Annotated in this window: 8 protein-coding genes; 6 read left to right on the plus strand and 2 right to left on the minus strand. The window is 41.4% G+C overall.

Annotated features, from left to right (window positions below; genetic code table 11):
• Nucleotides 1-292: 292 nt before the first annotated feature.
• The 3 genes from JIG41_RS20470 (at nucleotide 293) to JIG41_RS20480 (ending at nucleotide 3,482) form a co-directional block, all read left to right on the plus strand.
• A complete protein-coding gene (locus tag JIG41_RS20470; RefSeq protein WP_075594170.1) occupies nucleotides 293-1,234 on the plus strand; it encodes a hypothetical protein in 942 nt (313 codons plus the stop codon).
• Between the two features lie 363 nt (nucleotides 1,235-1,597).
• On the plus strand, nucleotides 1,598-2,230 hold the full coding sequence (locus JIG41_RS20475; protein ID WP_118843926.1) for a 2OG-Fe dioxygenase family protein: 633 nt from the start codon (nucleotides 1,598-1,600) through the stop codon (nucleotides 2,228-2,230).
• 10 nt (nucleotides 2,231-2,240) lie between these two features.
• Nucleotides 2,241-3,482, plus strand: coding sequence for a cysteine desulfurase-like protein (locus JIG41_RS20480; protein WP_074989839.1), 1,242 nt, complete (start codon nucleotides 2,241-2,243; stop codon nucleotides 3,480-3,482).
• Between the two features lie 57 nt (nucleotides 3,483-3,539).
• Here JIG41_RS20480 and JIG41_RS20485 read toward each other — a convergent pair whose 3' ends face one another.
• Nucleotides 3,540-5,582, minus strand: a complete 2,043-nt coding sequence (locus JIG41_RS20485) for a glycoside hydrolase family 97 protein (RefSeq protein ID WP_036974097.1) — start codon at nucleotides 5,580-5,582, stop codon at nucleotides 3,540-3,542.
• A 237-nt stretch (nucleotides 5,583-5,819) separates the two neighbouring features.
• Here JIG41_RS20485 and JIG41_RS20490 point away from each other — a divergent pair, with 237 nt between their 5' ends.
• Nucleotides 5,820-7,421, plus strand: coding sequence for a methyl-accepting chemotaxis protein (locus tag JIG41_RS20490; protein ID WP_199525360.1), 1,602 nt, complete (start codon nucleotides 5,820-5,822; stop codon nucleotides 7,419-7,421).
• A 78-nt stretch (nucleotides 7,422-7,499) separates the two neighbouring features.
• Here the strand turns inward: JIG41_RS20490 and speE are convergent, their stop codons facing one another.
• Nucleotides 7,500-8,363 carry a polyamine aminopropyltransferase gene (gene speE, locus JIG41_RS20495; protein ID WP_074989836.1) on the minus strand — a complete coding sequence of 288 codons (864 nt, stop codon included), beginning with the start codon at nucleotides 8,361-8,363 and terminating at the stop codon, nucleotides 7,500-7,502.
• Nucleotides 8,364-8,560: 197 nt separating this feature from the next.
• Between speE and speA the strand changes: the two genes are divergently transcribed.
• Together speA and JIG41_RS20505 are read left to right on the plus strand one after the other, a co-directional pair.
• Nucleotides 8,561-10,441 (plus strand): biosynthetic arginine decarboxylase, encoded by a 1,881-nt coding sequence (gene speA / locus JIG41_RS20500; RefSeq protein ID WP_075594197.1) that lies wholly within the window; start codon nucleotides 8,561-8,563, stop codon nucleotides 10,439-10,441.
• Nucleotides 10,442-10,462: 21 nt separating this feature from the next.
• Nucleotides 10,463-11,341 (plus strand): acyltransferase, encoded by an 879-nt coding sequence (locus JIG41_RS20505; RefSeq protein WP_036974093.1) that lies wholly within the window; start codon nucleotides 10,463-10,465, stop codon nucleotides 11,339-11,341.
• Nucleotides 11,342-11,354 lie beyond the last annotated feature (13 nt).

Consider the following 11,354-nt stretch of genomic DNA (forward strand, 5'->3'; position numbering starts at 1 on the left):
AGAATCAATAGTAATATACAATGAAATGAGGCCGCATTTGAGTTTAGGCATGGAAACCCCAAACCAAGTGCATAAAAAAGACCAGGAGCAAAAGCTACTGGCCTTCAATTAAAACCGTCAACGTATTTTAGGACGAGACATTTGTTCAGTTTTATTTGAAATACTAATACGTTTGTCTACACTGATTAATGTAAAAAGTTAATTAGTGTAACTTAATGTTTAAAAGTGTAACCAAGGAAGGGCTGCATCTATTTCTTGGCGACGCAGACTCTGTATTTCAAGGAACTGAATAATGAAAGCACTCCTTTTTCTACTCCCATTTAGTAGTTCTGTATTGGCAGTTAACCCCTCTTTTAGTGAAGTTAGAGTAGGTTTCGAAACAATTAGCTACAGCGAAACTTTAAATGATGTTGCAGGCTTTGGGAAACTTAATCAATCTATTGATGTAACAAACCCTGCCGTACGGCAAATTTCATACACAGGTATCGATGATAACTGGGGCTTTTATATTGAAAGTGCTGCAACAATATCCACAGAAATTGAAACTGAGACGTGGTACATGGATGACTTTGGTGCTATTCAAGAAAATGCATTTAAAACGAAAGCGAATGAAATAGGTTTTAAGGGGGCGTATAATTTTTCTCAAACAGTGCAATTTACACTAGGGACAAAGTTTTTTACTTCTAGTTTCACGCGTTCGAATTTTGCATTTGTACAACCCGGTGCAACAGCATTCGACGAAGCATTAATCGCATTATCAGATGACCCAAATAATCCCGCGCGATTTACATTACCCGGTATGAATTCAGGTAATAATACAGGAGAGCAGCAGGATTATGCTTCGCAGTTACGTCCGGTTATTTCGGTTTCTGAAGATCAAATGGGGATCTTGCTGACCATAGGAGCGCGTTACGATAGTCGCTTGCAAAAGAGTTTTAATAAATATAGTTGGTATATTGAAACTGAATTAAGTACACCTATGTATTCTGAGATTCAGAATACGCAATTTGAAACCTCGACACTCACCGATAGCTTTAATGGTTGGGGTGTTATGGGGCGGGTAGGAATGCGATATCAAGTACTGTCTCATATCGCATTGATTGGTGGAATCGATGCTCAGTATAAGTCACGTGATATTGTGACCAAGAATCTAGAAAACGGTCAACGCCTTCGTGTACCTGAAGTTGAATACAGTAATGTATCGTTTGCATTAGGCTTACAATGGAGCTATTAATACTCGGTGATTCACTTTTTTAATGAGACTGTACATTCCGATAAGCAGATTACGCGAGTGAATTTGTAAGCGTCTCAGATACGACGACCATAACTTATTGAGTAAACTAAAAGCCACGGTTCGCTGTGGCTTTTTATCAACTTCACATTGTCTTGTTATTTAGCGGTTTGAAATAGGTACCCTAAGCTTAAACGGTGTATTTCAGCACTTTTTATTTTTTTAGATTAAACTTCTAAAATAAGAATAAAAACGATCTTAAAATTAAACAATAGACCGGTTGTGTTTACATAAAAACGCAAAATTTCCTCATCAATTGCATTAAAATCCTCGTCAATATTCTCAACGTATTAAGGCGAGATCTTTATGACTACATTAAACAACCAGAATCTTTTACAACTTCGTTTTGTAAGCCAATCACATATTGACGCAGTAAAGCCTTCTTTTGCTAATTTACCCGCTAACCCATACGCAGATGGCGCATTTCGTAAACGTCGCTATTCGGTAATTAAAGTGGTTGATGGCGAATTAAAATTACAACCAACAAAAGCATTTGTTCAAGATGATTCAATCAATACGTTTCAAGGTAATGTAGAGCGTACCTATGAGAATCTTGAAGACAGCTTATTAGCCAGTGATGGCATGAAGCAAATTGTTCATCAATTCCGTGAAATGACCGGCATCAGTGCTGACCGTGATATTGAAATTCATCAATTTAGAATGCTTGCGATCGACAGTGACACACCTGCTGCACCTGAAGGGGTTCATCAAGATGGTTTCGACCATGTATGTGTCTGTGGTGTATCACATGAAAATCTCGAAGGCGGTGAGCTACTTGTTTACGAGAATCAACAAGCTGATCCTTGCTTTAAAATGGAAATTAAAGACGGCATGTTCGCACTCATTAATGACCGTGAAGTGTGGCACAACGCAACACCAATGAATAAATTAGATGCAAGCAAAGAGGGTTACCTTGATTGCTTCGTGCTAACTGCGTAAGGAAAATACGATGAACTTAACGCAATTACGTCGTCAATTTCCGGCATTAATGCAAAATGTGGCTGGTACATCGCCAGTTTTCTTAGATGGTCCCGGTGGCTCACAAGTACCGCAGTCTGTTTTAAGTGCCATGAGTGCGTATTTAGGTTATTTCAACTCAAACCTAGGCGGTGCTTTTTTCTCAAGTGATAAAACTGTTGAGCTAATGGCCGATGCTCGCCAAGCAGCGGCAGACTTACTGAATGCGCCTTCTAAAGAGCAAATCGTGTTTGGTGCTAACATGACAAGCCTCACGTTTAGCTTTAGCCGTGCGATTTCTCGAGATTGGACTGCTGATGATGAAATTATTGTCACTAACGCAGATCACTACTCAAATGTATCCTCTTGGCAGCAAGCAGCTGAAGATAAAGGCACATTAGTTAAAACGGCTTTAATTAACGAAGCCGATTGTAGCTTAGATATGGCTCATTTTGAGAGTTTATTATCAAGTAAGACAAAACTCGTTGCCGTGACATATGCATCAAACACCACTGGTTCAATTAACGATATTAAACGAGTTGTCGAGCTTGCCCATACTGTTGGTGCTCTTGTATACGTGGATGCAGTTCACTTTGCACCGCATGAGCTGATTGATGTTCAAGCACTTGATTGTGACTTTTTAGCATGCTCTGCCTATAAGTTTTTTGGTCCTCATTTGGGTCTTGTATACGGTAAGCGTGAGCATTTAGAAGGTTTCACCCCGTATAAAGTAGAACCCGCGAAAGACGTCATCCCAGGCCGTTGGGAGACGGGGACACAAAGCTTTGAAGCTTTAGCTGGCTTAATTGCTGCCGTTGATTACATTGCTGCTATTAGCGAGTTGGATGATAGTCATTCGCGCCGAGAAAAATTAGCGGCTGCTTTTGCTATTACTAAACAACATGAAATGACGCTCAGTAAGCATTTCTTAACTCGCTTAGCCGATTACTCACGTATTAAATTGTTTGGTATTAATGACGTTGCGCGCTTATCAATGCGTACTCCAACCTTTGCATTAATCTTTGAAGGCATTGAACCGCGTGTTGTATCTGAATTTTTAGGTAAACATCACATTTGTGTATGGGATGGCAACTTTTATGCACAAGGTTTATGCAAGCAATTAGGTGTATTAGACACAGGGGGTGTAGTGCGTATTGGTTGTATGCATTACAACACAATTGAAGAGCTTGATCAGGTGTTCGATTTGTTTGATCAGTTATTAAAAATAAATTAATACCTTTAAACATGATGCTACAACGTGGTTGTAGCATCATTTTCTTGTGACTTTATTTTACAGCGCTTTAAAACGAATCGCGACACCACCACTTGTGGCAAGTTTTAAAGTGAGTTTATCGCTTGCAGACACAATGCGTTTCTCTACTTTTAAGTCGTAGGGATTGTTAACCCATTCAGCTTTATCGCCATCACGGTAAATTTGCGCCTCAAAGCGTTTACCTTTCTCTAAAAAGTCGAGTTTAACTTGCAGTGTACGTGCATTTTCATCAGTGACAGCACCTAGGTACCAGTCATTGCCTGAATAGTGATCGCGTTTACGCTCTTTGCGCGCAAAGACAACGTAATCACCTACTTCACCTTGAAGCGCAATACTGTGTTGCCAATCTGTAGGCACATCTTGAATAAATTGGAACGCATCCGGTTTTGCTAAGTAATTGCGTGGTAAGTCAGCAGCCATTTGAATAGGGCTGTACAGTACTACGTATAACGCCAGTTGCTTTGCAAGTGTTGTTTGTGGACGATTACTATCAGCACCCAACCCATTGAACCCCATATCAAAAATACCAGGGGTGAAATCCATTGGTCCCGCTAACATACGTGTGAAGGCAAGCATTGGAATATGCTCCGGTGGATTAGGCGGTGTGCCCCAAGCATTAAACTCTTGGCCTCGCGCGCCTTCACGTGCAATCCAGTTTGGATAAGTGCGGCGTAAGCCAGTATCTTTAATGGGTTCGTGAGTGTTGATGCTGATTTTGTGCTTTGCTGCAAGTTTCACGTTATAAAGGTATTCATTCACCATGAATTGACCATCGTGCCACTCTTTACGCACTATGCCATTTTCATCAACACGTTTAATATTGCCACCGTCTGCAACATAGCCCGTTTTTACTTGGCTTACGTTTGATTTTTCATACAGGGCAAAGGCATCTTCCATTTGGTTACGATAATTAGTGACATTCCCCGAGGTTTCGTGATGACCAATTAGCTGTACACCTTTCTCTTTGGAGTAGCGAGTAAGCTCTGCAATATCAAAGTCGTCATAGGGTTTGGTAAAACTAAATACATCACCGTTATAGAACCAGTCGCCATCCCAACCAATGTTCCATCCCTCGACAAGTACACCATCAAAGCCATATTGTGCGGCAAAGTCCATATAGTATTTGGTGTTTGCGGTCGTTGCGCCGTGAATTTTTCCACTTCCCCACGTATTTTCATTAATATGCATACCCCACCAAATACCCACATATTTACCGGGCTTAACCCAAGATACATCACCGAGTTTATTTGGTTCATTAAGGTTGAGAATGATGTCAGAGTTAATTAAATCAACTGCCTCATCCCCAATTTGAATAGTACGCCACGGCGTGTTGAATGCGCCATGTTTCTTAACGGCAACCCCATCGGACCACGGTGTTAAGTCAGCTTGGAAAGTACCATCACGGCGTTGGTTTAATACCATACCCGCGTAATCGACCAGCGCAGCTTCGTGGATGCTGATATGAACACCTTCTTTGTTTTTAATAGTAAACGGAGTGTGTACTAAAGGAGCTTTGTGAACAGGCGTGGTGTTATAAACATATTCGTATCGATTCCAACCGCGAGCAGGTATCCACCATGCAGTTGCATTGGCTGAATCGGTGATTGCAAATTCAGTGAGCTCTTTGGTGATCTCTACATCTTCAAAACCTGATTGATTCGGTAGTTCGTAGCGAAAACCGACCCCATCATTAAAGGCACGAAAACGCACGGTAAAGGTGCCACCTTGGGGTTGTGGCTTTTTAAAGGTGACAGCAACTTCGTTGTGGTTATCAACTACCGTTTGGCGTTCACCCCAAGGTTGTTCCCAGCTGCTTTTTACAGAATTAGTCGTTTGGCTGCTAATTTTATAGCCTTCACTCATTGCAGGTTGTTGTTTAAAAACAAGTCCTAAAGCAGAGTGTGCAATAACTTGCTTTCCCGCAAAGCTGATTTCATAGCTAGGGGTGTGTTGTTCATCAGAAATCGTGACTTTAATTTGCCCATCAGGCGAACTGACCGTGGTAGTGTGCGCTAAACACGTCCCTGAGAAGGCTGCGAGTAGTAAGGCTGTATATTTCATTATTATTCCTTGGCGATGCAGAATATGGATTGTTGTCGTATATGTTCCTATAAGCTTTAAGCATAAATTGACTTGCCTGCTAATACGAGTGATCTGCATACGTATTCAATTTTCAGGTTGTAATAGCCGCCTTAATTAAATCGCCTCATTTTGTATTTTTAATTTCGCACACTTTTACTATTTTTCTACTAAGATCTTAAGGAATGAGCTGGTTTCGAATTTGAATTAGGAAAACGTATGAAGTTACAGAGTATTCGTGTCAAAAGTTCACTGCCCATTGTGTTGCTTGGGGTCGCTATTATTATATTAATAGCTGGCTACAGTTATTTAATTAACTTACAAAAAGAAGCCATAGATACGCAATCGGAGCGATTTTTAAATGCGGTGTCAGTTATCGTGAATGCAGATCGAGATTTGTATCAAGCGAAAGTGGCAGAGCTGCATTTAGTGACAATGGATAAAGGTGATCAGTCTTTTCTAGCGGAACATCAAGAAAATGCTGACCAAGTGCAAGAGCGCTTTGAACAATATTTATCTTACATGTCACCTTATCCAGAAGTGTTAGCGCAGTTTCGTAATTTTAATAGTGCTTTTGATGCATGGTATTCGGCATCGACAGCCTATATTAATAGCGCAACCAGTGCGTCTCAAAATCAAATGGCAGAACAGTCCTTTTCGGCGCTTCGTGACATTTTAGATAAAGCGGGTGAGGTGGCAGAACAAACCTCGCAGTCCGAAACTGAAAAGCTAATGGATAAAATCACAGGTTTTAAAGCATTACTAATGATAATGATTGCCGTGGTATTAGTGATTGCGGGTTGGTTTAGTTATGTCATTCCACGACAGTTAACGACCCAAATGAATTATGTTACTGAACGAATAAACGAAATTGCGTCTGGTGATGGTGATTTAACTGGGCGTATTAATGTTAAAACCCAAGATGAGTTTGCAGATTTAGCAACCGCGTTTAATCGCTTCTTGGATAATTTACAGCAATTGATAAAAGACATACTCGAACAAGCCAAAGAATTACAAAGTCTCGGGCATGATCTAGATTCGTTTTCAAATCAGAACCATCAGGTTAATCAAAAGCTTAGTCAGGCGTCCGAGTCAATTGTGAGTGCAGTACACGAAATGAGTGTTGCAAGTCGTGAAGTCGCAAATGTGGCGCAACAGTCTTCTCATGAAGCAGATAATTCTCAGCAATTGGCTAAGAAGGGGTTATCAGCGGTTGATAATTCCAGTAAGAAAATCGTTGCTTTGTCTGAGAATATGGATCACGCAACGCAGCGCTCTACCGAGTTACAACAAAGCTCAGATAATATAGCGAAGGTACTGGAAGTGATCCGTGCAATCGCAGAGCAAACTAACTTACTGGCACTGAATGCGGCAATCGAAGCTGCGCGTGCCGGTGAGCAAGGTCGGGGCTTTGCAGTGGTTGCCGATGAAGTAAGAACATTGGCAACGCGTACTCAAGAAAGCACGAACGATATTCAAACCATGGTTGAACAATTTGCTTCAAGCGTTGAGCAATCTTTGCAGGCTATAAACAGTGGTAAGCGTTTTGCCGATGAAGCTGTTGAATCATTCACACAAACGAATGACGTGCTTAATGCGATGCAAGCCTCATCGGTAAAAGTGAATGATATGGCAATGCAAACAGCACAGGCCACTGAAGAGCAAACGGCTGTTGCAGATGAAATTAGCCAGAATTTATCTGATTTAAATGATCAAACCCAACAAGGAGGCGGCTTGGCAAGTTCAACACAAGAAGTGGCAAACCGAATGAATCAGCTCACCAATGAGCTAAATCATTTAGTGAACCGTTTTAAGGTGTAATGCCCCTCTGCGTAAACTATTCTAAAGGAATTAAAAAAGGGCTCAGCGAGCCCTTTTTAATCAATAAACAACCTTACATTACTTTTTCTCAAAAGCGCGCTTCATGTAGTTAGGTGTTGCTAGTGCGCCGTAGTGAATACCAGCGTTGTAGTATTCAGTTCCTTCAGCTAGTGTATTCGCGTCGTCTTCACGAAAGCCATCAAATGCCTGTGATTTACGTGCAAGAGTAACTGACCATAAACCGCTTGGGTAAATTGGTTGTGGAAATGGCAGCGTTTGTAGGTCATTAAAGCCCACGTCTTTCATCGCGTCACGCATCTCAACTAATAAAGGCATGTGCATAAGCGGTGATTCACTTTGTTGAATGAGTATGCCGCCAGGACGAAGTGCTGTTAGACAACTTGTATAAAAAGCATGGTTGAATAACCCTTCACCTGGGCCCACCGGATCGGTGCCATCAACAATAACCACGTCAATTGATTCTGGCGCAGCTTCACGCATGTATTTAATGCCATCATCAAACATCACTGTGGCACGCGGGTCTTGGTTTGACTCACATAATTCAGGGAAGTATTTAAGCGACATTTGCGTTACAACTTCATCAATATCAATTTGCGTGACGCTTTCAACACCAGGGTGCTTTAATACTTCACGCAATGTGCCGCAGTCACCGCCACCGATAATCACTACATTTTTAGGATTAGGGTGCGCAAGAAGAGCAGGATGGCTGATCATTTCGTGATAAAAGAAGTTCTCACGGCTACTTACCATTGTACAACCGTCAATAATCATAAGATTACCGAAGTCAGTTGTTTCATACATCTCTACTTTTTGAAACGGCGATTGCTGTTCATCAAGCTTTTTGTTTATACGCAGTGAAAAGGCGCTACCATCACGGTCACTAATTTCAGTGAACCAGTTGTTTTGATCTAAATTAGCCATCTTGCTTATACACTTTTAGTTAATGGTAAAAAAGGGGGCAATTCTGCCAGTGCTTGGCCAATTGCTCAATCAAATTTTAATCAGTATAGCGAATATTTTTTATCACTTTGGCATATAGGGCAATTTTTGTTAGCGTGGTAGGCGCGAGCGTATTAAAATGCGCGTTTATATTTAACGAATTTACAGAAGACATGGCCATGACTTGGGGTTTAGACAAAGCACGCGAAACGTATAATGTTGCTCATTGGAGTGACGGTTATTTTGATATTAACGCACAAGGTGAGCTGGTCGCTTACCCTGACGGTGATCAAACTAAATCTGCAATTTCTTTATCTGAACTCACCGAGCAATTTAAGAAGCAAGGTCTTACCTTACCTGTTTTAGTTCGCTTTACTGATATCTTGCAAAATCGGGTTGATACGCTGACAAGCGCTTTTACTAAAGCTCGTCAAGCTCGCGACTATCAAGGCACTTATACGTGTGTTTACCCAATTAAAGTGAACCAGCAACGATCGGTCGTAACAAAGCTACTTGCTCACCCAAGTGGTTTAGTGGGTCTTGAAGCGGGTTCTAAACCTGAATTAATGGCAATTTTAGGTGTTGCCAAAGAACCGATTACCATTGTTTGTAATGGCTACAAAGACAGTGAATTTTTACGTTTAGCGTGTATCGGTCAAGGTTTAGGTCACAAAGTGCATATTGTGGTAGAAAAACTGTCAGAACTTAGCACCTTATTAGCTGAAATTGATGACTTGGGCATTGAACCATCGATTGGTATTCGTATTCGTTTAAACTCTGTGGGCAAAGGCAAGTGGCAGAACACGGGGGGTGAAAAAGGTAAGTTTGGTTTAACTGCTGGGCAGGTGCTGTCTGCGGTTGAATTACTTCAGTCGCGAAACAAATTACATTTAATGCAATTGGTGCATTTTCATATCGGTTCTCAAATTGCCAATATTCGTGACATTCATCGCGCACTTCGTGAATGTGCACGTCATTTTGCCGAACTAACCCAGTTAGGTGTACCACTTAATACCGTTGATGTAGGTGGGGGTCTAGGCGTTGACTACGAAGGGTCTGGTTCACGTAGTGCGTGTTCTATGAACTACAGTGTTGATGAGTATGCGCGTAATGTTGTGAATGCATTTGCAGAAGTGTGCCAACAACATGGCTTAAAGCAGCCTGCAATAATCACCGAATCAGGGCGTGCGCTAACGGCGCATCACGCGGTATTGATTACCGATGTGATTGATGTCGAGCGTGCGCCAAATCATGTAAATCCAACTCCGCCAGAGTCAAACAATGTTTTAGTGCTAGATGAAATGTGGCAATGCTTACAGCGCTTAACACCTCGCATGGCGCTGGAGATTTATCATGATGCAATGCATTTATTTAGCGAAGCACATGATCAATATGTCCATGGTCTTCTGACGATGCTGGAATGGGCGAAGCTTGAGCAACTTTATTTTACTATTTTACATCGCGTTCGCGCTTCACTGAGCGACAATGCGCGTGCACACCGTGAAGTGCTCGACGATTTAAATGAGAAGCTTGCCGATAAGTTGTTTGTTAACTTTTCACTGTTTCAGTCGTTGCCAGATGTGTGGGGGATCCAGCAATTATTCCCTGTAATGCCTGTTGAAAATTTACATAAACCACTCACTCAACGCGCTATCATTCAAGATATTACCTGCGATTCAGACGGTCAAATTCGCAATTATGTTGAGGGAACAGGCATTGAAAGCAGCTTACCTATCCCTGAGTATAAATCAGGTCAGCAGTACCACATTGCCATGTTTTTAGTTGGTGCTTATCAAGAAATCTTAGGCGACTTACATAATTTATTTGGTGATACCGATTCAGTGCACGTAGAGCTGACAGAGGCTGGCTACCAATTAACCAATGCGATTAAAGGCGACAGTGTTAAGGACGTATTAAAGTTCGTTGACTATGATAGCGATATTCTGGCTGCCAACTTCGCAAAACGTGTGGATGAGCTGGAAATTGATGCGCAATCTAAGGCACAATATTTGTCTGAATTAAATGCGGGCCTTGCTGGCTATACGTATTTTGAAGATTAAAGGTTAAAGGAATAAGTAGTAATGTCCGTTATTCGTTGTGTATTGAGTATTTTATTTTACACCCTAAATACGCTGTTTTGGTTCGTGCCTATTTTTTTGTGTGGTTTGGTTAAACTCATTCCAATTAAACCATTACAAAAGTTGATGAGTTGGATTGCTAAGCAATGTGCCACAGTGTGGGTTACGTGCAATGGTATAAACCAAAATGTATTTGCTTCTTATCAACTGAATGTAACGGGCCTTGAGCAACTTCGCTCAAAAGACTGGTACTTAGTGATTGCTAATCATCAAAGCTGGGTTGATATTTTAGTCATGCAGCGTATTTTTAATCGCCGTATCCCGTTTTTAAACTTTTTCTTGAAAAAGGAATTGATATACGTTCCTTTTCTAGGGCTTGCATGGTGGGCGTTAGACTTTCCGTTTATGACGCGTACTAGCAAGTCACAGCTTAAGAAAAATCCAAAGTTGCGCGGAAAAGATTTAGAAACAACGCGTAAAGCCTGTGAAAAATTTAAAGAAATGCCAGTAAGCATCGTAAATTTTGTGGAAGGCACGCGCTTCACCGCTGAAAAACATGCGCGTCAAAAGAGCCCTTTTCAGTACTTATTAAAACCGAAAGCGGGTGGTGTGGCGTTTGTTATGCAAGCTATGGGTGAGCAGATCTCAAAAGTTGTTAATGTCACTATTCACTACCCGGGTGGTATTCCAAGTTTTGTGGATTTTGCCAGTGGCCGAGTGAAGCAAATCGATGTTCGCGTTGAAGTGATGGATGTCAGTCCTAATTTAATAGGTGATTACACTGGTGATGCAGACTTTAGAGTGAATTTTCAAGCGGAGTTAAATCGTATTTGGGAAGAGAAAAACCAGCAGCTTGCCCAGTTTGAATCGCAAGCTGAGTAGATGCTGCTGGCAC

It is taken from the genome of Pseudoalteromonas sp. bablab_jr011 (genome assembly GCF_016464045.1).
In the GTDB taxonomy this organism is placed as follows: Bacteria; Pseudomonadota; Gammaproteobacteria; order Enterobacterales; family Alteromonadaceae; genus Pseudoalteromonas; species Pseudoalteromonas lipolytica.

Coding starts and splice junctions, on each gene's coding strand:
- JIG41_RS20470 (WP_075594170.1), top strand. CDS start 293: ATGAAAGCACTCCTTTTTCTACTCCCATTTAGTAGTTCTGTATTGGCA.
- JIG41_RS20475 (WP_118843926.1), top strand. CDS start 1,598: ATGACTACATTAAACAACCAGAATCTTTTACAACTTCGTTTTGTAAGC.
- JIG41_RS20480 (WP_074989839.1), top strand. CDS start 2,241: ATGAACTTAACGCAATTACGTCGTCAATTTCCGGCATTAATGCAAAAT.
- JIG41_RS20485 (WP_036974097.1), bottom strand. CDS start 5,582: ATGAAATATACAGCCTTACTACTCGCAGCCTTCTCAGGGACGTGTTTA.
- JIG41_RS20490 (WP_199525360.1), top strand. CDS start 5,820: ATGAAGTTACAGAGTATTCGTGTCAAAAGTTCACTGCCCATTGTGTTG.
- speE (WP_074989836.1), bottom strand. CDS start 8,363: ATGGCTAATTTAGATCAAAACAACTGGTTCACTGAAATTAGTGACCGT.
- speA (WP_075594197.1), top strand. CDS start 8,561: ATGACTTGGGGTTTAGACAAAGCACGCGAAACGTATAATGTTGCTCAT.
- JIG41_RS20505 (WP_036974093.1), top strand. CDS start 10,463: ATGTCCGTTATTCGTTGTGTATTGAGTATTTTATTTTACACCCTAAAT.